This is a genomic window from Ureibacillus sinduriensis BLB-1 = JCM 15800 (assembly GCF_000772955.1).
Lineage (GTDB): Bacteria > Bacillota > Bacilli > Bacillales_A > Planococcaceae > Ureibacillus > Ureibacillus sinduriensis.
In genome coordinates, this window is sequence record NZ_JPVO01000048.1 from 95,420 (window position 1) to 121,579 (window position 26,160).

Here is a 26,160-nt window from a genome sequence, read left to right on the forward strand (position 1 = left end):
TGTTTATTTTGTTTAGAAAAATGATACCTACTATAAATAATAAAATGAACTGCTTTTCTGATTTATCTTCGTTAATGGCAGTGAACGATAGTTGGGAAGACGAAAAGACCCCTGCCGCATGAAGATAAAGTCTTGGCGAGTATAATGGAGCATGGATGTAAAGCGATAAAGAGTAACAACAACATAAAACTGCATCTCATGCTCTTTAAACTAGATACACCATTTGCCAGGGCGTAAATGATATATTAATGATTTGCAGGAGAAGTGTTTGATTGTTTTCAATCGGCCTTCTCTTCGTTTTTTTGATTGACAAAATAATAAATACTCTGGAGGAAAAAACAATGAAATTTTTTATTGATACAGCCAATTTTGAGGAAATTAAAGAAGCACATTCTTGGGGGATTTTATCAGGTGTTACAACTAACCCTTCATTAGTAGCAAAAGAGGAGAATGTTTCTTTTCATGATCGTTTACGTGAAATTTCGGAATTAGTAAATGGTTCGGTAAGTGGGGAAGTCATTTCACTGGATGCGGAAGGAATGATTAAAGAAGGTTTGGAATTGGCTGCGATTGCCCCAAATATTACAGTTAAACTTCCAATGACTCCCGAAGGCTTGAAAGCATGTAAATTCTTTTCTGAAAAAGGGATTAAAACAAATGTAACGCTTATTTTTAGTGCGAACCAAGCTTTGATGGCCGCTCGTGCTGGTGCTACATACGTATCACCATTTGTAGGGCGTCTTGATGATATCGGTCAAAGCGGAGTTGAATTAATTGCCACAATTTCGGACCTTTTCGCCATCCATGGTATTGAAAGCGAAATAATTGCCGCTTCCATCCGTCACCCTCAGCACATTACTGAAGTAGCTCTGGCTGGAGCTGATATCGCAACAACTCCATTTAAAGTACTGAAACAATTATTCCACCATCCTCTAACAGATAAAGGGATTGAAGGGTTCTTGGCTGACTGGGAAAAGCGCAAAAGTAAATAAGTTTGGGGTACTACAGATTTTTTAGATTCATAACTCAACATAAAGAAAAAATGAAATACAATAGTAATAAGAAAAAATTTTGAATTGTTTATAAATTTAAGCTTTAAATTGTGAAAATGGTAAATAATAAGCATTAATACAATTAAATTTTTCATGCGGCATGAATGCTTATAGCAAATGCTGCATGAAATTTTACACTCGGGATACGTTTACATGTTCGGAGAGTAGGCCTCCCGAGTTTCCTACCATGTTGGCAAGAAAAGTCTCTAGGCGAAAATACAATGCCCAACAAATTTATCTTGATTAAACGATGAATTCCTTGCGTTTTTTGGTTATGCAAGTGTTGCGGTGTATTTGATAGAAAGTGAACAATTAACAATCGAGTTAGATCATCATAAGTGAAACTTTCCAATCATAAGGGAGAACGGATATGGATGTTTATAAAATAAATGGCGGAAATCGTCTAAGAGGTACTGTAAAGGTCAGTGGAGCAAAAAATAGCGCGGTTGCATTAATCCCTGCATCAATCTTAGCTAATTCTTCAGTCACTATTGGAGGGATACCCGAAATTTCAGATGCTTGGACGTTAAAAGCATTATTGGAAGAACTTGGTGGTGAAGTGACTTTCAATGATGGACAGATGGTCATTGATCCAACGCAAATGCAGGCAATCCCGCTGCCTAATGGAAATGTAAAAAAACTGCGTGCATCCTATTATTTAATGGGTGCCATGCTGGGACGTTTCAAAAAAGCGGTCATCGGATTGCCTGGTGGATGCTTTTTAGGTCCGCGCCCGATTGATCAACATATAAAAGGGTTTGAGGCACTCGGAGCAAAAGTAACAAATGAACATGGTGCCATTTATCTTCGAGCCGAGGAATTAATCGGCGCCAAAATTTATTTGGATGTGGCGAGTGTTGGGGCAACAATTAACATCATGCTGGCTGCCGTACGGGCAAAAGGGCGGACGATTATTGAAAATGCCGCAAAAGAGCCTGAAATCATTGATGTTGCGACTCTGTTAACGAATATGGGCGCCAACATCAAAGGGGCAGGTACGAGTGTGATTCGTATCGATGGCGTCGACGAATTGCAAGGAACAAAACACACAATTATTCCAGACCGTATTGAAGCGGCAACCTTCATGATCATGGCAGCTGCGATTGGTGATGGGGTGACAGTAGATAATGTGATTCCTTTCCATCTTGAAGCAGTGACGGCAAAATTGAGGGAAATGGGTGTGAAGATAGAAGAAGGCGAAGAAAGCATGTACATTCATCGTTCGGATATTCTTCAATCAGTGGATGTAAAAACTTTGGTCTATCCCGGATTTCCCACGGATGTGCAGCAACCTCTTTCAGTGCTGATGACACAGGCAGTAGGTGCTTCGAAGGTTACCGATACAATTTATTCAGCCCGCTTTAAGCATATCGACGAACTTCGGCGAATGAATGCCACTGCAAGAGTAGAGGGGAATTCTGCAATTATACAAGGACCATCAAAACTTCATGGTTCAACTGTGACAGCCACAGATTTGCGTGCAGGTGCCGCTCTTGTTCTGGCAGGGCTTATTGCTGAAGGACAGACGGAAATCCAGGATATTCATCATATTGAACGAGGATATAGTTCCCTAATAGAAAAACTTTGTGCGATAGGGGCCGATATTCGACGTGAATCCATTACAATTAGTGCAATTGAAAGAGCAAAATAATATAAACAGAATTCATCCGTAACGACCTAACAAAATATGTTACAATAGATGAACATATAGTTCGGCAAAGATTTGACTAATGCCGAGATCGGGAGGCAAATGTAGAATGGAACGTAGTTTAACGATGGAAGTTGTACGCGTTACTGAAGCAGCGGCAATCGCTTCTGCAAAATGGATGGGGCGCGGTTTAAAAGAGGAAGCGGATGACGCAGCAACAACTGCAATGCGCGCATTATTCGATACAATTCCAATGCATGGTACCGTTGTCATTGGTGAAGGAGAAATGGATGAGGCACCAATGCTTTATATCGGTGAGGAACTTGGCCTTCGCAACGGCGGTCCACAAGTTGACATTGCAGTCGACCCTCTTGAAGGAACGAACATCGTTGCAAAAGGTACTAACGGAGCAATGACGGTGCTGGCAATTGCAGACCGCGGAAACCTACTAAATGCTCCAGATATGTACATGGAAAAATTGGCGGTTGGTCCTGAAGCGGCAGGAAAAGTGGATATCACGGCCTCTGTGACAGAAAACCTTCATGCAGTGGCTAAAGCAAAAAATAAGGAAATCTCGGATGTTGTGGCAGTATTGTTGGACCGCCCACGACATCAACAAATTGTTGAAGAAATCCGTGCGGCAGGTGCACGTATAAAATTCATCCAAGATGGTGATGTTAGTGCAGCCATCAATACAGCATTTGATGAAACCGGGATTGATATTATGTTTGGTACCGGTGGAGCTCCGGAGGGAGTTATTTCGGCTGTTGCTTTAAAATGCTTAGGCGGAGATTTCCAGGCAAAACTTATCCCTGAAGACGAAGACCAAGTTTTACGTTGTGAAAAAATGGGGATTAATGTAAACAAAGTGCTATACTTAGATGATTTAGTAAAAGGTGACGATGCAATCTTTGCGGCAACGGCGGTTACAGACAGTGAACTAATGAAGGGCGTTCAATACAAAGGGGCATACTGCTTGACAAACTCCTTGGTGATGCGTGCGAAAACTGGAACTGTCCGCTTTGTTGAAGGACGTCACAATATCGAAAAAAAACCGGATTACGTAAAATAAATAATACTTCTAACAAATGATGCCTGATAACAAACCGGATGTTCTTATGGATAACCACATACTATCCACATTTAATCTCCACTTCTAAACATCAGGCATCTTCCTACTATTCTTTCTTACTTAAACCCAATAGCCACACAACTTCAAAAACAAGCAAAAATACGATGATGGCAAATATTTGCTAAATCGATGTTTTTTGCAATGCAAATATTTAAAAAACTATCTTTCATCTCTTTAAGCAGATGAAAAATTAAAAAAGACTGGAGATATGCTATGTCCGCTTTAACAATATCGCAATTGGAAAATATGACGTTGAAAGAGTTGTATTCTCTTGCGCGTGATTACAAGATTTCCTACTATAGTAAATTAACAAAAAAAGAGTTAATCTTTGCAATACTAAAATCCCGTTCCGAGCAGGAAGGTTTCTTCTTCATGGAAGGTGTACTTGAAATTGTGAACCAAGAAGGCTTTGGGTTCTTGCGTCCGATCAACTATTCGCCTTCAAAAGAGGATATCTATATTTCTGCTTCACAAATTCGCCGTTTCGATCTTCGTAATGGGGACAAGGTATCTGGTAAAGTGCGTCCTCCAAAAGAAAATGAACGTTATTTTGGATTGCTGCAAGTGGATGCGGTGAATGGGGAAGACCCTGAAGTGGCAAAAGAACGTGTTCACTTTCCTGCATTGACACCATTATATCCTGATCGACATGTAAAATTGGAAACAGAACCTAATAAAATGTCGACACGTATCATGGACCTTGTTGCGCCTGTTGGATTTGGACAGCGTGGATTGATAGTGGCGCCGCCGAAAGCAGGGAAAACGTCACTTTTAAAAGAAGTTGCCAATGCGATTACAACGAATTATCCGGAAGCCGAGTTGATCGTCCTGTTAATTGACGAACGTCCTGAGGAAGTAACCGATATTGAGCGTTCTGTTAACGCGGATGTGGTAAGCTCCACGTTTGATGAAGTTCCGGAAAACCACGTAAAGGTAGCGGAACTTGTTTTGGAGCGTGCGCGCCGTTTAGTAGAGCATAAGCGGGATGTAATTATTTTGATGGATTCCATCACGCGTTTAGCCCGTGCTTATAACTTGGTCATCCCTCCGAGTGGACGAACTTTATCGGGTGGTATCGATCCAGCAGCGTTCCATAGACCGAAGCGCTTCTTCGGTTCTGCACGTAACATTGAAGAGGGCGGCAGTTTAACGATTTTAGCAACAGCTTTAGTCGATACTGGATCACGTATGGACGAAGTTATCTATGAAGAATTCAAAGGAACAGGGAATTTGGAACTTCACTTGGATCGCCACTTGGCAGAACGCCGTATCTTCCCGGCGCTCGATATTCGCCGCTCGGGTACACGTAAAGAAGAACTATTGATTCCTTCCGAGCAATTAGAGAAATTATGGGCAATTCGTAAAACGTTTTCAGATGCGCCGGACTTTGCGGAACGTTTCTTAAGAAAACTGCGTACATCCAAGTCCAACGAGGAATTTTTCGAAAAGCTGAACAGTGACATGAAAAAGGCAACAAAAGGCAAAGGGTTACTTTAATTTTATTGTATAAGGACACGAAGTTTTTTAATAAAATTTACCATTAGTCTTTCTTATTGCATTTGAATTTATTTCTTGCTATAATGTTTTAAGTATGAAACGTGTACATATGTAATCGACATATTCGGGTTATGTAAGGTACAGTTCGAATAACAACTCTGTTCCAGATGGTTCAGGGCGAGAGGAGTAACGAATATGAAACAAGGAATTCATCCAGATTACAAAACTGCAACAGTAACATGCTCTTGCGGTAACTCATTCGAAACAGGTTCAGTAAAAGAAAAAATTACTGTCGAGTTCTGTAACGAATGTCACCCATTCTATACTGGTCGCCAGAAGTTTGCTTCTGCTGACGGACGTGTGGATCGTTTCAACAAAAAATACGGAATTAAGTAAGACTTATAAAATGCCTGCCCAGTATCGCACTGGCAGGCATTTTTTGTGTCATTGAGATTTTGTAAGTGCAATCTAGGATAAGCTTGCAGAAAATGACCTTCTCAACAAACCACAATCTATCATGTAGGCTGGGCGATTCATAGGGAGAGTTTAGAATGACAAAACGATTATAACCAGGCTTTATACAATACACTTGAGGTAAGCCGTATATCTATATCAAATTTCTTTTTTAAGATGTATCCAATCGAAATAACCAAAACGAAATTGTCAGACTTTCAACGAATAATTGTAGAAACCGTATATTATGCGATATACTATGTACATAGAGGATATTTCAAATAAGTATGCCTTGAGTTCTACAATCTCAAGGCACTTTTTCATGTGTGAAAAGGTTATATTAGGTATATAGAGAACAACTTAGAAAGAGGTTAATTGGAATGGCGCAATTATTTTTTAAGCATGGGGCAATGAACAGCGGTAAATCCATTGAAATTCTGAAAGTTGCACATAACTATGAAGAACAAGATAAGCCAGTATTAATATTCACTTCAGGCATCGATACAAGAGATGAAGTTGGATTTGTATCAAGCCGTATCGGACTTAAGCGCCAGGCAATCCCAGTCTTTGATGATACCGATCTATTCGAATATGTACAAAATTACCCACAAAAGCTTTACTGTGTTTTGGTGGATGAAGTGCAATTTTTATCGAAAGAACATGTATTGCAATTAGCCAAAATCGTTGACCATTTAAACATACCAGTGATGGGCTTTGGTCTGAAAAATGACTTTCAAAATGAACTCTTTGAAGGCAGCCGATATATGCTGACTTATGCGGATAAAATTGAAGAAATGAAAACCATCTGCTGGTTCTGCCATAAAAAAGCGACAATGAATTTACGTGTGGATGAAAACAAGAAGCCTGTTTATACAGGGGAACAAATTCAAATTGGTGGAAATGATACATATTATCCTGTGTGCCGCCAATGTCATGAAAATCCGCCAATTTAAAGAACAACAACTAGCAAAAACTTGGTTTTTAATCATTTGACATATATAATTTATGAGAAATCATCCTTCCATAAAGGCAAAAGATTAAAGGATATAAAGTAGATTGCATGTTACCAAAAATGGAATATGCTATAAATATTGATACTAATAAATTAGAGGTGAACCCATGTTTGATCGATTACAGGCGGTGGAAGACCGTTATGAAAGATTAAATGAACTCCTTAGCGATCCAGATATCGTTAGTGATAGTAAAAAACTTCGTGAATATTCAAAAGAGCAATCGGATATTCAAGAGATGGTGGAAGTCTACCGTGAATACAAAGACGTAAAACAACAGCTCGCAGAAACAAAAGAAATGCTGGATAACGAAAAAGATCCGGAAATGCACGAAATGGTAAAAGAAGAATTCAATGAATTAAACAGCCGCATACCAGGTTTGGAAGAGCGTTTAAGAATTCTTTTGATTCCTAAAGATCCGAACGATGACAAAAACGTTATTATGGAGATTCGTGGAGCTGCAGGTGGAGACGAAGCCAATATTTTTGCCGGAGACCTGTTCCGTATGTATACGCGCTATGCCGAAACGCAAGGCTGGAAAATCGATATTATGGAAGCCACACCGAATGCAATGGGCGGCTACAAAGAAGTCATTTTCATGATTAACGGTCAAGGCGCTTATTCAAAGTTCAAGTACGAAAATGGTGCCCACCGTGTGCAACGTGTGCCGGCAACCGAATCGCAAGGCCGTATCCACACTTCAACTGCCACAGTAGCGTGCCTACCGGAAGTGGAAGAAGTAGATGTTGAAATTCATGAAAAAGATATTCGAGTGGACACATTTGCATCGTCTGGTGCAGGTGGGCAATCCGTTAATACAACAATGTCCGCGGTTCGTATGACCCATCTACCAACAGGTGTGGTTGTATCGATGCAGGATGAACGTTCGCAAATTAAAAACCGTGAGAAAGCGATGAAAATCTTGCGTGCCCGTGTTGCAGATAAGTACATGCAAGAAGCGCAAAAAGAAATTGATGCAACTCGTAAATCGGCAATCGGATCAGGAGATCGTTCGGAACGTATCCGCACATACAACTATCCACAAAATCGTGTCACGGACCACCGTATCGGCTTAACGCTTCAAAAGCTTGATATTATCATGGAAGGCAAAGTCGATGAAATTATCGATGCCTTAATGCTGGAAGAGCAAGCATCAAAACTTGCCCACTTAAACGATGAAGCATAAAACAATCTTTGAGGCCCTGAATTGGGCTTCTTCTTTTTTGGTGGAAAAGGGCCGTGACGAAAATGCTGCCAGACTTCTGATGCAGCATCTCTATCAAACGAATTACTCGGGTTTAATGATGCGAATGCACGACGAAATCAATTATGAACAGTGGGAAAGATTCCAAGCTTCTGTCATGGAGCATGCCTCCGGTCGACCTGTGCAATATATAACAGGTACCGAAGAATTTTACGGCAGAACTTTTCAAGTGGATGAATCTGTTTTGATTCCTCGTCCGGAAACAGAAGAGTTGATTTTAGGGACGTTGGAGCGAATGAGAAATCTCTTCGGACATCAGGCGGAGTTGAGGTTGGCGGATATTGGTACGGGTAGTGGGGCCATAGCGATTACAATGAAAAAAGAATGGCCGACAGCTGAAGTTGTGGCTACGGATATTTCGGGGGCAGCTCTTGAAACGGCAAAAATTAATGCTGGCAACCTTGAAGCGGATATTGAATTTCGCCTGGGAGATTTAACCGAACCACTTCGAAATGAAAAATGGGATGTAATTTTATCGAATCCCCCTTATATTGCATTTGATGAGGCAAAAGATATGTCGGAAGTGGTTTTGGAACATGAACCCCACTCCGCGCTTTTTGCGGAAGAAGATGGGTTGATCCTCTATCGGAAACTTGCAGAGCAACTGCCCAATCTAGTAAAACAGCGAGCTTTAATCGCTGTGGAGATAGGATATACACAGGGGGAAGCTGTTGCGGATTTCTTTAAAACTAGTTTTCCACAAGCGAAAATTGAAATCGTAAAAGATATTAATCAAAAAAATCGTATTGTTTTTTGTGAAATAGGTGTATAAAACCTTCTCTTCCTGTCCATTATGATGTCAGGGAGGGATTTTACTATGTTAAATGATTACGAGATTACAAGAGATGAGAATAAAAACGAGATTCAGCCAATTATCAGTCTATTAAAATTAGTTGCTTTTGCCATAGCGATTGTCTGTTCAATAATTTTGGTGCCCAATGTGATTCATGAAGTCTCTGAAACTAGAAGCACTTTGGTGGAGGATAGTTTGAAGATTCGTGTTGTTGCAAATAGTAATACGGATGCCGATCAACAATTAAAAACGGAAATGGTGGAAAACTTGACACCATTCTTCACTCAAATTCAAAAAAATGAACAAGCAAACCTCGAGAATGATGAAGTTTATGCACAGCTTGCTGCATTTGTAGAAAAAAATTATTCAGAGGAAGAAGTGAAAATCAATATTGGGGAAAACCTAATACCACCAAAACTGGATTCAAATATGTTTTATCCACAATATCAATATAATTCGCTTGTCCTTACGATTGGCGAAGGTCGAGGGGATAACTGGTGGTGCAGTATCTTCGCAAATGTTTGTGAACGTTCGGCTGATAAGGATAAAGACGAAGAAGAAGCTAAAAAAGCGGATGACAAAGAAGAGGAAAAACCAAAAGTGACATTTATTGTTTGGGAATGGGTGAAAAAACTTTTTGCATAGTTATCAACAATATTCAGAAAGTTATGCACCTTCAACAGGTTTATCCACATAAACTTCTTAATCCGCCTAAGTAATTCTAAAAAGGTGGGGAAAAAGATGGAAACAAAACGGATGCTTGTGGATAATAATTTGAATAGCGAGAAAAGTTATACACAAGCTGTGGATTTGTTAAATAATGGGGAAGTTGTTGCGTTCCCGACCGAAACCGTATATGGGCTTGGGGCAATTGCAACAAATGAGAGGGGCGTAAAAAAGATCTTTGAAGCAAAAGGCCGTCCTTCGGATAACCCATTAATTGTACATATTGGAACAATCGAAGAAGTTGCGAATTATATAGAAGAAATTCCCGAAAATGCGGTGAAGCTGATGGATGCCTTCTGGCCGGGCCCTTTGACCGTGATTATGAGAGCGAAAAAAGGATTGCTGGCGCCAAGTGTTACAGCTGGCCTTCAAACGGTAGGAATTCGGATGCCCGATCATCCGGTCGCTTTGCAACTATTAAGAAAGCTTAAGAAACCGGTTGCTGCACCAAGTGCAAACCGAAGCGGCAAGCCGAGTCCGACCAAAGCCGTTCATGTTGAAGAAGATATGCTTGGAAGAATCCCGCTCATACTGGACGGGGGAGCAACCGGAATCGGCATCGAATCCACGGTGCTTGATGTGACCGTAAACCCGCCAGTTATATTGCGTCCGGGTGGCGTCACAAAAGAAATGCTTGAGGAAGTGATCGGGGAAGTCATCCAACCGACAAAATCGCAACAAGCATTGGAATCAACGCCAAAAGCCCCTGGTATGAAGTACACACATTATGCACCAAACGCACCTGTCCAACTGATCGACAGCAATCAAGCGGTTGTACGGGATGCTATTTCAAAGCTTAAAAATGAGGGAGAGAAGATTGCGCTTCTTGCGCCAATTTCCTTTGAAAATCTAGGTGCCGATTATTTCTTCCCTTATGGAGATGAGGGAGATAAAGAAATGATGAGCATAAAACTCTACGATGATTTAAGAGCTTGCGATAAAACAGATGCTACTATGATATTAGCGACAGCAACCTCTACGGATGGCGTTGGAGCAGCCATCATGAATCGCCTGGAAAAAGCCGCGGGCGGCAGGTGGTATAACGAATAACATGAAGCTTTGCCTAGTCTTTGGACGAAGGTGGAGCTTTTTCTTTTGATATTGGAGTAAATAATATGATTATGTTTCTGTTTAGTAAGCTGGAATTTTTCATTTCGAAGAGTATATATGAAGGGGTGCTGAGTGAACGCTCTACATGAACACTAAGACATTGCAAAATCACTGTAGTAATTATTAAATAATTTTACCGACTCAAAAAGGGATGATTGGACGATTTGTTGGAGTTGATCACCGGGGATTGTCAAAAACTTGGTTCTAATAGGACAATTTCAGGAGGGGGGAGCGCAGAAATGTCTTGGTACAAGCTCTAACAAGACAAATCATAGGAGAAGGGAGGTAGAAGTGTCGCAAAACAAGCTCTAATAGGACAAAACATAGGAGAAGGAAAGCAGAAATGTCCCAAAGCCGGCTCTAATAAGACATAAAATAGGAGAAGGAAAGTAGAAGTGTCACGAACTCAGCTCTAACAAGACAAAACATAGGAGAAGGAAAGGAGAAGTGTCCCAAAGCCGGCTCTAATAAGACAAAACATAGGAGAAGGAAGGTTGAAATGTCCAAAACCCGGCTCTAATAAGACAAAACCATGGAGAAGGGAGGTAGAAGTGTTCCAAACCCGACTCTAATAAGACAAGACATAGGAGAAGGAAAGTAGAAGTGTCCCAAACTCAGCTTTAATAAGACAAATCAGTTGAAATCAATCTCAAAAATGTCACGAACCCGGCTCTAATAAGACAAATCTAGGACGAATGATGGCAAAGGATGTCACAGTAAAGATGGAAGATTGCATTGATATTAGAAGGGGACGAGGCATAGGATAGTATAAAACTTATAAAGGAAAGAGGACTATTTTTGCAAGAGATACTTACGGGGCTTATTGTAGCACTTGATGTAGTGGCTCTTTACTTACTGCTACCGGATGTAAAGCAGCGGTTCTTACTTTCATTGTGGACAGCTCTTCTACATATGATTTTCCCGATTATAGGATTCACTGTTGGGAGTTGGATGGTACATATATTACTGCAATGGTCTAACTTAGTTTCGAGTATTTTGCTATTTTCAATCGGGCTGCAATTGATACTTTCGACAAGAAATCGTCAAACAATCGTGATTCCTATCACAATTTTAGCAATAACAGCAAGTTTAGACACCTTTTCAGTAAGCATATCTTTTGGTATGCTAAATTTACAAAAGCATTTATTTATACTCAGTGCAGGTTTGTGGACTTTTGCACTATCTTACATTTCGTTATATCTTGCAAAAAGCCGCTTGAAAATAAAAGGCGACGCTTTGAAATGGATCGCAGGTATGGCGCTGATCATCATCGGTGTTTATACATTCATTTATCATATCGAATAATTTAAAAGAGAGAGTGGACCCACATGAATATTTATTTCATTTGTACTGGCAATACATGTAGAAGTCCTATGGCCGAAGCTATATTACAAAATAAAAAACTTGATGGGGTACAAGTGAAGTCAGCGGGAATCTATGCATTGGAGGGAGGGGAAATCTCGGAAAATGCAAAAGCTGTAATCGAGCAAGAACAAATACCCTACTATCATATTACATCCCAAGTAAAGCAGGAGGATATTGAATGGGCAGACTTAATCCTAACGATGACCTTGGCCCACAAAAATATGATCCTGCACTCTTTCCCCAATACACAAGGCAAAACCTTTACGCTTAAAGAATACGTAGTTCCCTTCAGTTCAAAAGATGTATCGGATCCGTTTGGCGGCGATCTTACTACGTATAAACAAACTTACCTGGAATTAAACCGATTAATAGACGAATTAGTGATGAAAATTTCTGGAGGTAGCTTCGAATAATGGACAATAAAACAACATTCAGCTTACGCAAAAAATTAGTTTTATTTGTAGGGATTTTAGCATTCGTAACGTATTCAACAAGTTTTGTATTTATACACTATCTTCACCCATTGATTTTCTCTCAATTTATTGAAAATCAAAGAGTTTTTGAACTTCTTACATATGTTTTTGGGATCACTTGGTCCTGTATCCTGGCTGCTATCTTCAGCATCATCTTAGTAAAACCGTTGCAGCAGCTTGAGAAATCGGCAAAGTTGGTTGCGGAAGGGAAAATAGGGCAGGATGTGAATGTGCCATATTCCCAGGATGAAATTGCCTCGGTTGCACAAGCATTCCAGTTGATGGTCACAAATCTTCGACACATGGTGGAAAGTATCGAGGGCAATTTTAATAAGACAAATGAAGTCATTATTGAACTTTCGGAACAAACATCCTCTGCATCACGTAAAGCGGAAGGGATTGCCTCGACAGTAGGCCAGATTTCCCAAGGGGCCGAGAGTGCGGCCGCTGCTGTCCAAGATACTGCCGAAGCGATTGAGGATGTACGATTATTGGCATCGGAAGTAAATACGCGTGCACTTAATTCGGCAAACCATTCCAAGGAAATTATACAGAACTTAGAAACAACAACGGATTCGATTCAAGGCTTGGTATCAAGCATCCAACAAATTGCACAAGGCAATGAAAAAGCCCTTGGCAATATACATCAGCTTGAAAAGAATGCGGAACAAATTGAACGTATCATTGGCTTGGTAGGCGATATTGCCGCCCAAACGAACCTGTTGGCCCTAAATGCCTCGATTGAAGCAGCCCGTGCCGGAGAACACGGCAAAGGCTTTGCGGTCGTTGCGGAAGAAGTGCGGAGCTTGGCAGATGAAAGTGCGAAGGCAGTACAAGGCATTACGGGTCTAATTCAGACAATGCAAGAAAATGTTGCGGTCGTCGTCAACCAAATGAATGAACAAGTAAGCTTTGCGGTAAAAGAATCTTCGAAGGTTTCGCAAACAACGGAAACAGTCGAAGGGATGGCTTCAAGTGTTCGGGAAATGGCCGATGCAGTGGTGATGATCTCGCAATTGGTGGAAAAACAAATGGTCAACATCGAAACGACTGCACGTCAATCCCAGGAAGTGGCGGCAATCGCAGAACAAACGTCAGCCGGGGCAGAGGAAGTCCGAGGTTCGACGGAAGAACAAGCCTACGCGATTGAACAAGTTGAAAATCTATCGAAAGATTTAAAACGACAGTCCGAACAACTTTATAAGATGATCCAACAATTCGACCGCTCCAACTAAACCCCCCCTCATGTCATCAATACGGCATGAGGGGTTTTTTTATTGAATAGTACATAAAGAGTTTTCTGAATTGTGCCGGAATTGTGTGAGTGCCTGGCACACACACAATTAAAACACGAATTATAGAGGTTGTTGATGCGCCAATTTAGGGCTAAATGTGAACGAAATTCAATCGATGCGAAAAAATATTCGTATTTTGAGTAATAGTTTATATGAAAGTTTGCAAAATACATGTAATTCTTCTTGAATTAGTGGTAAACTGTTCATGATAATACACGCTAGGAGGGAACGTAGTGAAAATTGCAATTTCTTCAGACCACGGTGGGAATAACTTACGAAAAGAAATTATGTCACTATTAGATGAACTTAACATGAGCTATCAAGATTTTGGTCCGCAGTCGGGTGATTCAGTTGATTATCCTGATTATGCAAAACCGGTAGCGGATGGAGTAGCAAGTGGTGAATTTGATCGTGGAATTTTAATTTGCGGAACGGGCATTGGAATGTCCATCGCTGCTAATAAAGTAAAAGGTATCCGTTGTGCACTTGTTCATGATGTGTTCAGCGCAAAAGCAACTCGTTGCCACAACGATTCAAATATTTTGGCAATGGGTGAACGCGTTATCGGACCTGGCCTAGCTAGTGAAATTGTGAAAACGTGGTTGGGCACAGATTTTGAAGGTGGCCGCCATACACGTCGTGTTGAAAAAATCTCCGAGCTTGAGGGGTAAGTGTCTGGATGCATTCATTACAACAAGTGCAATCACAACTGTCCCAACTGCTCAATGAATTAGAACAACAAGTAACATTTACGCCAAAACAGCTGTTTGTCATCGGTTGCTCGACATCGGAAATTGCAGGGTCCAAAATTGGCACTTCCGGGGCTATCGAAATTGCTGAAGTTCTGTTTGAAGAACTTACAACATTTGCGTGGAAGCATCATCTTTATTTGGTCTTTCAAGGCTGCGAGCACATCAACCGCGCATTGACATTGGAAGCTGAAGCCGCACAGTACTACTCATTGGAACCGGTGACGGTCATTCCGGTTAAACATGCAGGTGGTTCCATGTCAGCTTATGCTTATACGAAACTTGAGAATCCGGTTGTCGTGGAACACGTTCGCGCACACGGCGGAATCGATATCGGGCAAACACTTATCGGAATGCATTTGAAAGAAGTAGCGATTCCAATCCGGACAGGGATACGTCAAATTGGGGAAGCGGTTGTGACGATTGCCACAACACGCCCGAAATTAATCGGGGGTCCGAGAGCTGTTTATAGTTGAAACAGTGGAGAAATAACTCACACTTAATTAAAACAATCAGAGAAGTGATAGGAAATACAAATTTGGGATAAAAATCCGTAATAGGATTTTTCATTAATAAAAAAATGAAGAAATTTTAGGGGGATTTGTACAATGGCATATGAAAAAGTTGCAGCACAAGACAAAGCGGTATTAGAAGGTATTTTAGCAGAGAAGAAACGCCAACAAGCCAACATCGAACTGATCGCATCCGAAAACATCGTTTCTGAAGCAGTAATGGAAGCGCAAGGATCAGTATTAACAAACAAATATGCTGAGGGGTATCCTGGCAAACGTTACTATGGTGGCTGTGAGCATGTGGACGTTGTGGAAGATATCGCTCGTGATCGTGTTAAACAAATCTTTGGTGCCGAATATGCAAACGTGCAACCGCATTCCGGCGCACAAGCGAATATGGCTGTCTATTTCACAATTCTTGAACCGGGCGATACAGTCCTGGGGATGAACCTTTCACATGGCGGCCACTTAACACATGGCTCTCCTGTAAACTTCTCTGGTATTCAATATAAATTTGTGGAGTACGGTGTAACAAAAGATACACATGTAATCGACTATGAAGATGTTCGTGCTAAAGCGCTTGAACACAAGCCAAAGTTGATCGTTGCCGGTGCATCTGCTTATCCACGTGAAATCGACTTCAAAAAATTCCGTGAGATTGCTGATGAAGTGGGCGCTTATTTCATGGTAGACATGGCTCATATTGCAGGTCTTGTAGCTACTGGCGAACACCCATCTCCAGTGCCATATGCAGATTTCGTTACTTCTACGACACACAAAACATTACGTGGTCCTCGCGGCGGACTCATTTTAACTTCTGAAGAATGGGGCAAAAAGATTGATAAATCGGTATTCCCAGGAATTCAAGGTGGTCCTTTGATGCATGTAATCGCTGCAAAAGCGGTAGCGTTCGGGGAAGCATTGCAACCGGAATTTAAAGAGTACGCAAAGCAAATTAAAGCAAACGCAAAAGCACTTGCAGAAACGTTGAGTGCGGAAGGTTTGGAATTAGTTTCAGGCGGTACGGATAACCACCTTTTATTAGTGAACGTGAAATCAGTTGGTTTAACAGGTAAAGTGGCTGAAAAAGTGTTGGATGAAGTAGGAATCACAGCGAATAAAAACACGATCCCATATGATGAAGAAAAACCGTTCGTAACATCAGGGATCCGTCTTGGAACGGCAGCTGTAACTAGCCGTGGCTTCAAAGAAGAAGATTTGAAAGAAGTTGGTTTGATTATCGCGAAACTTCTAAAAAATCCAGAAGACGCAGCAGTAAAACAAGAAGCAACAGAACGCGTAAAAGTGTTGACGGACAAATACCCAATCTACGAAGAACTAGTAACAAATATTTAATAGCTTGAGCTAGTGAGTTTATTCTCACTAGCTTTTTTTGCGATTAATTTGCTGGGAGTTCGATGACATCATAGAAGAAACGACTTTGTAATAGGAGGAAACATATTTATTTCAGGCGAATTCTAGTCCAATCCTGTCTCCAGCAAACTTGATTGGGCTAGATATTTGTTATATTGAGGGTTGTTTAGTGACAGAATCGTACACTGGACATCTCTTAGTTGTCCAAATGAAGTTTATATCATCTAGCTATTAATCTTCGCATTTATTCATAGAACGAAAATCTCCCAAATTCGAAACTCCAACCCGCTTAGGCTCAGCCACCCCTTCTTCAACTCCGCCCTTTAGAAGCATCCTACATAGAACAAGCAGTCGCGGCCCCTACTGTTTCCTTTAATGAAATGAAAAAGTTCCCAAAAACCCATTCGACATATTGTTTTATGTTATGACTTTTTTTGATATACTAGGCTAGATACAGTGAAACTGCATTTTAGTTTGGGGAAATCTCACTTAATGTCAGGTTACAAAAAGGAGCGAAATCAATTGAGCAAAGTATATGTATTTGACCACCCATTAATCCAACATAAGTTAACTTATATTCGTGATAAAAACACGGGAACAAAAGAATTTCGTGAGCTGGTTGACGAAGTGTCCACATTAATGGCATTCGAAATTACGCGCGATATGCCGCTGGAAGAAATTGAAATTGATACACCAGTAACTACGGCGAAAACAAAAGTGCTGTCAGGCAAGAAAATTGCAATCGTTCCAATCTTGCGTGCGGGAATCGGCATGGTGGACGGAGTGCTTAAATTAATCCCTGCTGCAAAAGTTGGCCATATCGGGTTATACCGTGATCCGGAAACGTTAAAACCGGTGGAATACTATGCAAAACTTCCGGCTGATGTGGAAGAACGCGACTTCATCATTGTGGATCCGATGCTCGCAACTGGCGGTTCTGCAGTGGAAGCGATCAACTCACTAAAAACGCGCGGTGCGAAAAATATTAAATTCATGTGCCTGATTGCAGCTCCGGAAGGTGTACAAGCCATCCAAGAATCTCATCCGGACGTGGATATTTATATCGCGGCACTTGATGAAAAATTAAACGATCACGGTTATATCGTGCCTGGTTTAGGGGATGCGGGAGACCGTTTATTTGGAACAAAATAAGTCGGTATGCAGTCCAATTTATTGCGGCGGAAATAATTCGGCAGACATCTCACTGAATCTAGCTGATACACCCGTCGACGGCGGATCAACCCTTTAAATTGGTGGATAAGTTTCAAACGCACGTCAAAGAGCGCAATCCAACAAACATTTGCCGCCTAATCAACGACCAACACTAACTAAATTACGACCTTCTTTATTAAAGGAAGGTCGTAAACTATTTTGAAGGACGGTGCATTTCAAATGAGTAAAAAATGGAAGGTAATGACGATTTTCGGAACTAGGCCGGAAGCGATTAAAATGGCCCCGCTTGTTCTGGAATTACAGAAACACCCTGAAAAAATCGAATCAATCGTGACAGTAACCGCTCAACATCGCCAAATGTTGGACCAAGTATTGGAGACCTTCAACATCAAGCCAGATTATGATTTAAATATTATGAAGGATCGCCAAACTTTAATTGACGTCACAACGAACGCTCTTCAAGGTTTGGATCGTGTCATGAAGGAAGCAAAGCCCGACATCGTTCTTGTGCACGGCGATACAACAACGACATTCGTTGGGAGCTTGGCTGCCTTTTACAATCAAATCGCAATCGGCCATGTAGAGGCGGGACTGCGAACAGGGAACAAATATTCACCTTACCCGGAAGAAATGAACCGCCAACTGACAGGTGTAATGGCAGATTTGCATTTTGCCCCGACTGAAAACTCAAAAGAAAATCTATTAAAAGAAAATAAAGATGAACAAGTTATATTTGTAACGGGAAATACGGCAATCGATGCATTAAAAACAACGGTTAGTGAAAACTATAGCCATTCGGTTTTAGAAAAATTAGGAGACGACCGCATGATTCTACTGACTGCACACCGCAGGGAAAACCTGGGGCAGCCGATGCGCAATATGTTCAAGGCGATCAAGCGGCTACTGGCAGAGCATGATGATGTGCAAGTCGTATATCCTGTTCATTTAAATCCTGCAGTTCGGGAAATAGCTGACGAAATATTGGGGAACGACCCTCGGATTCATTTGATTGAGCCATTGGAAGTGTTTGATTTCCATAACTTTGCGGCCCGTTCGTTCCTGATTTTAACGGATTCAGGTGGCGTACAGGAAGAAGCGCCATCCTTGGGGAAACCCGTTTTGGTATTACGTGATACGACGGAGCGCCCTGAAGGAATAGCTGCCGGAACATTGAAACTGGCTGGTACCGAAGAGGAAACAATCTATAAGCTGGCCAAAGAATTATTGGAGGACAGGGCGGCATTTGAAGCGATGGCCCACGCCTCAAATCCTTATGGGGATGGCCATGCGTCGAAACGTATTGTGGAAGCGTTAATTAGTTTCTTTGAAAAAGGTGAATAATAAAGGCTCATTAAAGATATGTTATGAATAAAAAGTTGGGTTTTGGCAAAAAAATGATGGAAAGTCTAATTTTATTCACTCAATAAAGAACTTTTATCCTTTTGTTTTAATTTCTAACACAAATTTGTCAAGAATTTGACAACATTTCAGTTCTTGTGAAGTTTTTAACCTGAACCAATTGACATCAATTTACCCCTATTGTATGCTTACAAAGGGTAAGAATGATAAGGGTTTTATGGGGACAATCGACCCCGAAACACTTGTTATATCAAGTTTCTACTAGATTGACAGTTGAAACTGATCAGTGTCAATCCGCAACGTTTTCAGGCGTCTGGTATTGATGGATTTACAGCTTAGAAAACTTGGAATAATAGAAATTTCTCATTCAACGAGGGATTTATTACTATTATTGTGTCTTTTCGACAACTGTTGGAAATGCTTGTAATTCAATCGCAACGCTTGATTCCATAAGTAGAGGACGATTTAAACTTTACTCGAAAAAGATTTGGGAGATAAATTGCCAATGCTAGATTTGCATCACATTTTCGCTATGCAGAAGAAAGCGTTATTTTTTTTGCTCGCTCTTTGTGCATTAGGATGGGGATTTACCTCGTATCCTACAGTATTTGCTGGTATTGCTGTCGGTGCTTGCTTTGGTACATATAACTTTTGGATTCTTGTTCGAAGAATGGACAAGTTTGATCGTTCCATTAGTGAAGGGAAAAAAACAGTATCACTCGGTTCAGCTTTACGCTTTGGGTCAGGTATTGCATCAGTCGCTATCGCAATTACGTTGCCACAATATTTTCATCTAATTAGCACAGTGATAGGGCTAATGATTCCATACGTTTTCCTATTTATAGGAGTTATCGTATCGTCGGTCAGAAACAAATAACGTAACAAAGAAAGTGAGGTGAATGCAAGAATGGATCATTTAGCTCCAGAGCTAACGATAGGCTTTTTAACTTTCAACTTATCCACAGTCTTAATGCTTGTAATTACAGCAATCATCGTATTTTTAATCGCGTTTATTGCAACACGCAACCTAAAACTTAAACCGACTGGTATGCAAAACTTCATGGAGTGGGTGATGGATTTCGTTAAAGGGATCATCAAAAACAACATGGACTGGAAAACCGGTGGTAGATTCCATATTCTAGGGATTACCCTGATTATGTTTATCGCCGTAGCAAACTTGTTAGGTTTACCGTTCTCAGGTATCGTTTACAATGGTGAACTTTGGTGGAAATCTCCAACTGCCGATCCAACAGTAACTTTGACATTAGCATCAATGGTTACGGTTTTGGCAACTTACTATGGTATCAAGATGCGTGGTACAAAGCATTATTTCGGGACATTCGTCCAACCAATGTCATTTTTATTGCCGCTTAAAATTATCGAGGAATTTGCCAACACATTAACGCTTGGTCTTCGTCTTTACGGTAACATTTACGCTGGTGAGATTTTACTTGCTTTAATTGCAGGTATTGCCGGAACAGGCTTCTTAGGCTTCTTAGGTGGTCTTATCCCAGGTATGGCATGGATCGGATTCTCGATCTTCATCGGCTTTATCCAAGCCTTTATCTTCACAATGTTAACGATGGTCTACTTATCTCACAAAGTGAGTGCAGACCATTAATATAAAGCTTTTAGTGTAAAACATTAGATGCTTAAAACAAATAAAAAACAAACAATTCCAAGGAGGAAATATTCAATGGGTTTATTAGCAGCAGCAATCGCAATCGGTTTAGGTGCACTTGGTGCAGGTATTGGTAACGGTCTTATCGTTTCACGTACAGTAGAAGGTATCGCTCGTCAACCAGAGGCTCGTGGCGTTCTTCAAACTACAATGTTCATCGGGGTAGCATTAGTTGAGGCCCTTCCGATCATCGCAGTAGTAGTAGCATTCATCGTAATGAACCGATAATTGTCGGCTCAACAAAACATATGTGGCGAAGATGATTCCACAAGAAGAAACTTCGCCATTCCTTTTGTTTAAAATGCAATCTTTTATTAAATTGAATGTAAAGCAGTACTAAACATAGATTTTAAAATGTTTCGGCATTCGTAATAGACGAACTTATCCGGAACTCTCTAATTTTTGATAGCTCTTGAAGGGAGTGAAACAATCGTGAATTTGGATTACCTAACACTAGGTGCCGGTGCCCACGGATTTAATGGTGGGGATGTTTTGGCAACACTTATAATCTTCCTAATTTTAATGGCGCTACTTAAGAAATTCGCTTGGGGTCCATTAATGGGCATTATGCAACAACGTGAAGAGTTGGTCGCAGGAGAAATCGAAGCAGCTGAAAACGCTCGCATCGAATCTGCTAAAACTTTGGAAGAACAAAAAGTTCTTTTAAAAGAAGCTCGCACTGAAGCACAAGCAATTATCGAAAGTGCTAAAAAACAAGGCGAAGTCCAACGTGATGAAATCATTACTGCGGCTCGTACTGAAGCGAACCGTCTAAAAGAATCAGCTGTTCGTGAAATCGAAACTGAGAAAGAAAAAGCGATCGCTGCAGTTCGTGATGAAGTCGTTTCATTATCAGTTCTTGCTGCATCCAAAGTTCTTGGGAAAGAAATTTCTGAAGAGGACAATAGCGCATTAATTAAAGAAACGATTGCGAAGGCAGGCGAAGCGAAATGAGTTCGACAATAGCGAATCGTTATGCTGATGCATTGTTTCAACTTGCTTTAGAAAAACAAGTTGTTGCGGAAGTTAATGCGGATTTAGAAGAGATCGTAAAAGGGATCGAAACAACTCCTGAGTTAGTTTCATTGCTTACTTCTCCTAAATTCTCAAACGAACGCAAAAAACAAATTATAGCTGAAGTATTTGCCAGTGCAAATCCAATCGTTGTGAATACGCTTGAACTTCTTATCGAGAAAAAGCGTGTTGACGAGATCGGCAATTTAGCGAAAAGTTTTAAACAACTAGCAGCAGAAGCACAAGGTTCTGCTGATGCAACAGTTTTCTCAACTCGCGCACTTACTGATCAAGAAAAAGATGAAATTTCATCTTCATTCGGTAAACTTGTGGGCAAAGAAAAACTTACAATTACAAACGTAATCGAACCATCAATCCTTGGTGGCGTTCGTGTTCAAATCGGCAACTACATTTTTGATAACACAGTAGCTAGTAAGCTAGATAATCTTAAACGTACGTTAGTTGGTTAATTAAAAGAAATGTGAGAGGTGACATTCATGGGCATCAAGGCTGAAGAAATCAGCGTGCTGATAAAAAAGCAGATTGAAAACTATCAATCTGATCTAGAAGTAAGCGAAGTTGGTACTGTAATCACAGTTGGTGACGGTATTGCTCGTGCTCATGGCCTCGACAACTGCATGGCCGGAGAATTATTAGAGTTCTCTAACGGTGTAATGGGTATGGCACAAAACCTTGAAGAAGGTAACGTTGGTATCGTTATCTTAGGTAACTACCTAGGCATTAAAGAAGGCGATGAAGTACGTCGAACTGGCCGTATTATGGAAGTACCAGTTGGTGAAGAACTAATTGGTCGCGTTGTTAACCCACTTGGTCAACCAGTGGATGGACAAGGCCCAATCAATACTACAAAAACTCGTCCGATCGAAAGCCCAGCTTTCGGTGTAATGGCTCGTAAATCTGTACACGAACCATTACAAACAGGTATCAAAGCGATTGACGCTCTTGTACCAATCGGTCGTGGTCAACGTGAATTAATCATCGGAGACCGTCAAATTGGTAAAACTTCAATTGCAATTGACACAATCCTTAACCAAGCAGACCAAGATATGATCTGTATCTATGTTGCGATTGGTCAAAAAGAATCAACTGTTCGTGGTGTTGTTGAAACACTTCGTAAAAATGGTGCATTAGATTACACAATCGTAGTAACTGCATCTGCTTCTCAACCAGCTCCATTATTATACCTAGCTCCTTATGCTGGTGTATCGATGGCGGAAGAGTTCATGTTACAAGGTAAACACGTATTAATCGTATATGATGATTTATCTAAACAAGCTGCAGCTTACCGTGAACTTTCATTATTATTACGTCGTCCTCCAGGTCGTGAAGCTTACCCAGGTGACGTATTCTACTTACACAGCCGTTTACTTGAGCGTGCTGCTAAATTAAACGAAACATACAAAAATGGTTCGATTACAGCTCTTCCATTCGTTGAGACTCAAGCTGGGGATATCTCTGCATACATCCCAACTAACGTTATCTCAATCACTGATGGACAAATTTTCTTACAAGCAGACCTATTCCACGCAGGTGTACGTCCAGCGATCAACGCCGGTCTTTCAGTATCACGTGTAGGTGGATCTGCTCAAATTAAAGCGATGAAAAAAGTTGCTGGTACACTACGTCTTGACTTAGCTGCTTACCGTGAACTTGAATCATTCGCACAATTTGGTTCAGACCTAGATAAAGCAACACTTGCGAAACTTGAGCGTGGTAAACGTACGGTTGAAGTTCTTAAACAAGACCTTAACAAACCAATCAAAGTTGAAAAGCAAGTAACAATCCTTTATGCACTAACTCGTGGTTTCTTAGATGATATTCCTGTACAAGATATCGTACGTTTCGAAGCTGAATTATACAGCTGGTTAGATGTAAACCACACAAACGTTTTAGATCATATTCGCACTACTAAAGAACTTCCTTCTGATGGCGAAATGGCAGCTGCTCTTAACGAATTCAAAAAGACTTTTGCTAAATCGGAATAAGTTCTGATCGTACAATGTGTTTTGTGATTAAAAACTAGAAGGTGGTGAAATACCAGTGGCAAACTTACGTGAAATAAAAAGCCGTATTACTTCAACAAAGAAAACGAGTCAAATGACGAAAGCCATGCAAATGGTTTCCGCTTCTAAAAGTAAACGTGCAGAACAAAATGCAAAGCGCTATGTTCCTTATATGGAGAAAGTACAAGATGTGGTTGCAGCCATTGCTTCAGGTACAACTGATGCATCGCACCCAATGTTGGAATCTCGTCCAGTTAAGAAAACGGCCTACCTTGTAATCGGTTCTGACCGTGGTCTTGCAGGGGCTTACAACTCAAGCATTTTACGTCAATTAGAACGCACGCTAAAAGAACGTCATAAGTCAAAAGACGAATACGTGATTTTTGCAATCGGTCGTGTTGCTCGTGATTATTTTGTGAAACGTGACTTTAACGTTCTTGATAGTGTTGTTGGTTTACCGGACCAACCTACATTCTCGGATGTGAAGCAAATCGCTCGTAAAGCTGTTGGTATGTTCGCTGATGGTACATATGATGAACTTTATATGTACTATAACCACTTTGTCAGTGTTATTTCACAAGAAGTTACTGAGAAAAAGGTATTACCAATCACTGATTTGGCTCCGGCAAGCGAAGGCGTATCTGCTTCTTATGAATTCGAACCATCAGGTGAAGCAATTCTAGAAGTATTACTTCCACAATACGCTGAAAGCTTGATTTATGGTGCTTTATTGGATGGTAAAGCTAGTGAACATGCTGCTCGTATGACAGCGATGAAAACAGCAACTGATAATGCTAATGATCTTGTTAAAAATTTATCACTTGTATACAACCGTGCGCGTCAAGCCGCGATTACACAAGAAATTACAGAAATCGTTGGTGGGGCAGCAGCCTTAGAATAGGCTGCTACTCTCCAACGAGCGTTTATAAAAGGAAGAAAAGCGGGGAACGGATATTGCCATACATCGTTAGTCAATATGAACCGCTCGGGCACCTAACTCGATAGGAGGTACACAAGAATGAACTTAGGACACGTTATTCAAGTAATGGGTCCGGTTGTTGACGTAAAATTCAGCAACGGTCAATTACCAGCAATCTATAACGCCTTAACTGTTAAGATTGATCGTCCGAATGGAGAAGTTGAAACTTTAACTCTTGAAGTTGCTCTTCACCTTGGTGATGATTCTGTTCGTACAATTGCCATGTCTTCTACAGACGGGCTGCAACGTGGAGCAGAAGTAACAGATTTAGGTAAAGCAATCTCTGTACCGGTTGGTGATGTAACTTTAGGACGTGTATTCAACGTACTTGGTGAAGTTATCGACTTAGGAGAAGAAATTTCTAGTGACGCTCGTCGTGATTCAATTCACCGCGAAGCTCCAAAATTTGACGAATTAACTACAGAAGTACAAATCCTAGAAACAGGAATCAAAGTAGTAGACTTATTAGCACCTTACATCAAAGGTGGTAAAGTAGGTTTATTCGGTGGTGCCGGTGTAGGTAAAACTGTATTAATTCAAGAGTTAATCAACAACATCGCTCAAGGGCACGGCGGTATCTCTGTATTCGCTGGTGTAGGTGAGCGTACTCGTGAAGGGAACGACTTATTCCACGAGATGAGCGACTCTGGCGTTATCAGCAAAACATCAATGGTATTCGGTCAAATGAATGAGCCACCTGGTGCACGTATGCGTGTAGCTTTAACTGGTCTTACTATGGCTGAATTCTTCCGTGATGAGCAAGGACAAGACGTTCTTTTATTCATCGACAACATCTTCCGTTTCACTCAAGCAGGTTCTGAAGTATCCGCCCTATTAGGTCGTATGCCTTCTGCGGTAGGTTACCAACCAACGCTTGCAACGGAAATGGGTAACTTACAAGAACGTATTACATCAACAAACAAAGGTTCTGTTACATCGATCCAAGCGATCTATGTACCTGCCGATGACTATACCGACCCAGCCCCAGCTACAACTTTCGCCCATTTAGATGCAACAACTAACTTGGAGCGTAAATTATCTGAGATGGGTATCTACCCTGCGGTGGATCCATTAGCTTCAACTTCTCGTGCTCTATCACCTGAAATTGTTGGTGAAGAACACTATGCTGTCGCTCGTGGCGTTCAAATGACGTTACAACGTTATAACGAATTACAAGATATCATCGCCATCTTAGGTATGGATGAGTTATCTGACGAAGATAAGCAAACAGTTGAACGTGCTCGTCGTATTCAATTCTTCTTATCTCAAAACTTCCACGTTGCTGAACAATTTACTGGTCAAAAAGGTTCTTTCGTACACGTAAAAGACACTGTTCGTTCATTCAAGGAAATCCTTGAAGGTAAATACGATCACTTGCCAGAAGATGCGTTCCGTCTAGTTGGTAGCATTGAAGAGGTAGTAGAAAAAGCGAAAAGCATGGGCGTAGAGGTATAATCTGCGGACGAAAGGAGCAAAA

At 40.9% G+C, this 26,160-nt stretch carries 26 protein-coding genes; all 26 read left to right on the forward strand.

Annotation, left to right across the window (positions count from 1 at the left end):
* Window positions 1–341 precede the first annotated feature (341 nt).
* The gene (gene fsa, locus CD33_RS08540) at window positions 342–992 is read left to right on the forward strand and encodes a fructose-6-phosphate aldolase (protein ID WP_036200160.1); all 651 of its coding nucleotides are present in this window, start codon (window positions 342–344) and stop codon (window positions 990–992) included.
* A 430-nt stretch (window positions 993–1,422) separates the two neighbouring features.
* On the forward strand, window positions 1,423–2,703 hold the full coding sequence (murA, locus tag CD33_RS08545) for a UDP-N-acetylglucosamine 1-carboxyvinyltransferase (RefSeq protein WP_036200089.1): 1,281 nt from the start codon (window positions 1,423–1,425) through the stop codon (window positions 2,701–2,703).
* Between the two features lie 106 nt (window positions 2,704–2,809).
* On the forward strand, window positions 2,810–3,772 hold the full coding sequence (gene glpX, locus CD33_RS08550; protein WP_036200090.1) for a class II fructose-bisphosphatase: 963 nt from the start codon (window positions 2,810–2,812) through the stop codon (window positions 3,770–3,772).
* Window positions 3,773–4,045: 273 nt separating this feature from the next.
* On the forward strand, window positions 4,046–5,329 hold the full coding sequence (gene rho, locus CD33_RS08555) for a transcription termination factor Rho (protein WP_036200091.1): 1,284 nt from the start codon (window positions 4,046–4,048) through the stop codon (window positions 5,327–5,329).
* A gap of 195 nt (window positions 5,330–5,524) precedes the next feature.
* Complete coding sequence (rpmE, locus tag CD33_RS08560) at window positions 5,525–5,725, forward strand: 50S ribosomal protein L31 (protein ID WP_036200092.1); 201 nt, start codon at window positions 5,525–5,527, stop codon at window positions 5,723–5,725.
* Between the two features lie 437 nt (window positions 5,726–6,162).
* Window positions 6,163–6,735 (forward strand): thymidine kinase, encoded by a 573-nt coding sequence (locus tag CD33_RS08565; RefSeq protein ID WP_036200093.1) that lies wholly within the window; start codon window positions 6,163–6,165, stop codon window positions 6,733–6,735.
* A 166-nt stretch (window positions 6,736–6,901) separates the two neighbouring features.
* Window positions 6,902–7,978 carry a peptide chain release factor 1 gene (prfA, locus tag CD33_RS08570; RefSeq protein WP_036200094.1) on the forward strand — a complete coding sequence of 359 codons (1,077 nt, stop codon included), beginning with the start codon at window positions 6,902–6,904 and terminating at the stop codon, window positions 7,976–7,978.
* Entirely contained in the window at window positions 7,968–8,828 is an 861-nt protein-coding gene (prmC, locus tag CD33_RS08575; protein ID WP_036200095.1) for a peptide chain release factor N(5)-glutamine methyltransferase, read from the forward strand. Before prfA ends, prmC begins: the two co-directional genes overlap by 11 nt.
* 45 nt (window positions 8,829–8,873) lie before the next feature.
* Complete coding sequence (locus CD33_RS08580) at window positions 8,874–9,494, forward strand: stage II sporulation protein R (RefSeq protein WP_036200096.1); 621 nt, start codon at window positions 8,874–8,876, stop codon at window positions 9,492–9,494.
* A gap of 96 nt (window positions 9,495–9,590) precedes the next feature.
* Complete coding sequence (locus tag CD33_RS08585; protein WP_036200097.1) at window positions 9,591–10,625, forward strand: L-threonylcarbamoyladenylate synthase; 1,035 nt, start codon at window positions 9,591–9,593, stop codon at window positions 10,623–10,625.
* A gap of 858 nt (window positions 10,626–11,483) precedes the next feature.
* On the forward strand, window positions 11,484–11,990 hold the full coding sequence (locus CD33_RS08590; RefSeq protein WP_036200098.1) for a manganese efflux pump MntP: 507 nt from the start codon (window positions 11,484–11,486) through the stop codon (window positions 11,988–11,990).
* A 23-nt stretch (window positions 11,991–12,013) separates the two neighbouring features.
* Window positions 12,014–12,463: a low molecular weight protein arginine phosphatase gene (locus CD33_RS08595; RefSeq protein WP_036200099.1), complete on the forward strand. Its 450-nt coding sequence runs from the start codon at window positions 12,014–12,016 to the stop codon at window positions 12,461–12,463.
* Window positions 12,463–13,758, forward strand: coding sequence for a methyl-accepting chemotaxis protein (locus CD33_RS08600; RefSeq protein ID WP_036200100.1), 1,296 nt, complete (start codon window positions 12,463–12,465; stop codon window positions 13,756–13,758). Before CD33_RS08595 ends, CD33_RS08600 begins: the two co-directional genes overlap by 1 nt.
* Window positions 13,759–14,051: 293 nt before the next feature.
* Window positions 14,052–14,489: a ribose 5-phosphate isomerase B gene (gene rpiB, locus CD33_RS08605; protein ID WP_036200101.1), complete on the forward strand. Its 438-nt coding sequence runs from the start codon at window positions 14,052–14,054 to the stop codon at window positions 14,487–14,489.
* An 8-nt stretch (window positions 14,490–14,497) separates the two neighbouring features.
* Window positions 14,498–15,043, forward strand: a complete 546-nt coding sequence (locus CD33_RS08610; RefSeq protein ID WP_036200102.1) for a TIGR01440 family protein — start codon at window positions 14,498–14,500, stop codon at window positions 15,041–15,043.
* 132 nt (window positions 15,044–15,175) lie between these two features.
* Complete coding sequence (glyA, locus tag CD33_RS08615) at window positions 15,176–16,435, forward strand: serine hydroxymethyltransferase (protein ID WP_036200103.1); 1,260 nt, start codon at window positions 15,176–15,178, stop codon at window positions 16,433–16,435.
* Between the two features lie 540 nt (window positions 16,436–16,975).
* Window positions 16,976–17,605, forward strand: a complete 630-nt coding sequence (gene upp / locus CD33_RS08620; protein ID WP_036200162.1) for a uracil phosphoribosyltransferase — start codon at window positions 16,976–16,978, stop codon at window positions 17,603–17,605.
* 240 nt (window positions 17,606–17,845) lie between these two features.
* Window positions 17,846–18,967 (forward strand): non-hydrolyzing UDP-N-acetylglucosamine 2-epimerase, encoded by a 1,122-nt coding sequence (gene wecB, locus CD33_RS08625; protein ID WP_036200164.1) that lies wholly within the window; start codon window positions 17,846–17,848, stop codon window positions 18,965–18,967.
* Window positions 18,968–19,490: 523 nt separating this feature from the next.
* The gene (locus CD33_RS08630; RefSeq protein ID WP_036200104.1) at window positions 19,491–19,862 is read left to right on the forward strand and encodes an ATP synthase subunit I; all 372 of its coding nucleotides are present in this window, start codon (window positions 19,491–19,493) and stop codon (window positions 19,860–19,862) included.
* Window positions 19,863–19,892: 30 nt separating this feature from the next.
* A complete protein-coding gene (gene atpB / locus CD33_RS08635) occupies window positions 19,893–20,606 on the forward strand; it encodes a F0F1 ATP synthase subunit A (RefSeq protein WP_036200105.1) in 714 nt (237 codons plus the stop codon).
* A gap of 75 nt (window positions 20,607–20,681) precedes the next feature.
* Window positions 20,682–20,894 carry a F0F1 ATP synthase subunit C gene (gene atpE, locus CD33_RS08640; protein ID WP_036200106.1) on the forward strand — a complete coding sequence of 71 codons (213 nt, stop codon included), beginning with the start codon at window positions 20,682–20,684 and terminating at the stop codon, window positions 20,892–20,894.
* Window positions 20,895–21,098: 204 nt separating this feature from the next.
* Window positions 21,099–21,620 carry a F0F1 ATP synthase subunit B gene (gene atpF, locus CD33_RS08645; RefSeq protein WP_036200107.1) on the forward strand — a complete coding sequence of 174 codons (522 nt, stop codon included), beginning with the start codon at window positions 21,099–21,101 and terminating at the stop codon, window positions 21,618–21,620.
* Window positions 21,617–22,150 carry a F0F1 ATP synthase subunit delta gene (locus CD33_RS08650; RefSeq protein ID WP_036200108.1) on the forward strand — a complete coding sequence of 178 codons (534 nt, stop codon included), beginning with the start codon at window positions 21,617–21,619 and terminating at the stop codon, window positions 22,148–22,150. Before atpF ends, CD33_RS08650 begins: the two co-directional genes overlap by 4 nt.
* Before the next feature lie 27 nt (window positions 22,151–22,177).
* Window positions 22,178–23,686, forward strand: a complete 1,509-nt coding sequence (atpA, locus tag CD33_RS08655; protein WP_036200109.1) for a F0F1 ATP synthase subunit alpha — start codon at window positions 22,178–22,180, stop codon at window positions 23,684–23,686.
* A gap of 55 nt (window positions 23,687–23,741) precedes the next feature.
* Window positions 23,742–24,605, forward strand: a complete 864-nt coding sequence (gene atpG, locus CD33_RS08660) for an ATP synthase F1 subunit gamma (protein ID WP_036200110.1) — start codon at window positions 23,742–23,744, stop codon at window positions 24,603–24,605.
* A gap of 117 nt (window positions 24,606–24,722) precedes the next feature.
* Complete coding sequence (gene atpD, locus CD33_RS08665; protein ID WP_036200111.1) at window positions 24,723–26,138, forward strand: F0F1 ATP synthase subunit beta; 1,416 nt, start codon at window positions 24,723–24,725, stop codon at window positions 26,136–26,138.
* The last annotated feature ends 22 nt before the right edge of the window (window positions 26,139–26,160 follow it).

What these genes read in the sequence shown, in the direction of transcription:
- fsa (WP_036200160.1), top strand. Translation starts at nt 342, where the DNA reads ATGAAATTTTTTATTGATACAGCCAATTTTGAGGAAATTAAAGAAGCA.
- murA (WP_036200089.1), top strand. Translation starts at nt 1,423, where the DNA reads ATGGATGTTTATAAAATAAATGGCGGAAATCGTCTAAGAGGTACTGTA.
- glpX (WP_036200090.1), top strand. Translation starts at nt 2,810, where the DNA reads ATGGAACGTAGTTTAACGATGGAAGTTGTACGCGTTACTGAAGCAGCG.
- rho (WP_036200091.1), top strand. Translation starts at nt 4,046, where the DNA reads ATGTCCGCTTTAACAATATCGCAATTGGAAAATATGACGTTGAAAGAG.
- rpmE (WP_036200092.1), top strand. Translation starts at nt 5,525, where the DNA reads ATGAAACAAGGAATTCATCCAGATTACAAAACTGCAACAGTAACATGC.
- CD33_RS08565 (WP_036200093.1), top strand. Translation starts at nt 6,163, where the DNA reads ATGGCGCAATTATTTTTTAAGCATGGGGCAATGAACAGCGGTAAATCC.
- prfA (WP_036200094.1), top strand. Translation starts at nt 6,902, where the DNA reads ATGTTTGATCGATTACAGGCGGTGGAAGACCGTTATGAAAGATTAAAT.
- prmC (WP_036200095.1), top strand. Translation starts at nt 7,968, where the DNA reads ATGAAGCATAAAACAATCTTTGAGGCCCTGAATTGGGCTTCTTCTTTT.
- CD33_RS08580 (WP_036200096.1), top strand. Translation starts at nt 8,874, where the DNA reads ATGTTAAATGATTACGAGATTACAAGAGATGAGAATAAAAACGAGATT.
- CD33_RS08585 (WP_036200097.1), top strand. Translation starts at nt 9,591, where the DNA reads ATGGAAACAAAACGGATGCTTGTGGATAATAATTTGAATAGCGAGAAA.
- CD33_RS08595 (WP_036200099.1), top strand. Translation starts at nt 12,014, where the DNA reads ATGAATATTTATTTCATTTGTACTGGCAATACATGTAGAAGTCCTATG.
- CD33_RS08600 (WP_036200100.1), top strand. Translation starts at nt 12,463, where the DNA reads ATGGACAATAAAACAACATTCAGCTTACGCAAAAAATTAGTTTTATTT.
- CD33_RS08610 (WP_036200102.1), top strand. Translation starts at nt 14,498, where the DNA reads ATGCATTCATTACAACAAGTGCAATCACAACTGTCCCAACTGCTCAAT.
- glyA (WP_036200103.1), top strand. Translation starts at nt 15,176, where the DNA reads ATGGCATATGAAAAAGTTGCAGCACAAGACAAAGCGGTATTAGAAGGT.
- wecB (WP_036200164.1), top strand. Translation starts at nt 17,846, where the DNA reads ATGAGTAAAAAATGGAAGGTAATGACGATTTTCGGAACTAGGCCGGAA.
- CD33_RS08630 (WP_036200104.1), top strand. Translation starts at nt 19,491, where the DNA reads ATGCTAGATTTGCATCACATTTTCGCTATGCAGAAGAAAGCGTTATTT.
- atpB (WP_036200105.1), top strand. Translation starts at nt 19,893, where the DNA reads ATGGATCATTTAGCTCCAGAGCTAACGATAGGCTTTTTAACTTTCAAC.
- atpE (WP_036200106.1), top strand. Translation starts at nt 20,682, where the DNA reads ATGGGTTTATTAGCAGCAGCAATCGCAATCGGTTTAGGTGCACTTGGT.
- CD33_RS08650 (WP_036200108.1), top strand. Translation starts at nt 21,617, where the DNA reads ATGAGTTCGACAATAGCGAATCGTTATGCTGATGCATTGTTTCAACTT.
- atpA (WP_036200109.1), top strand. Translation starts at nt 22,178, where the DNA reads ATGGGCATCAAGGCTGAAGAAATCAGCGTGCTGATAAAAAAGCAGATT.
- atpD (WP_036200111.1), top strand. Translation starts at nt 24,723, where the DNA reads ATGAACTTAGGACACGTTATTCAAGTAATGGGTCCGGTTGTTGACGTA.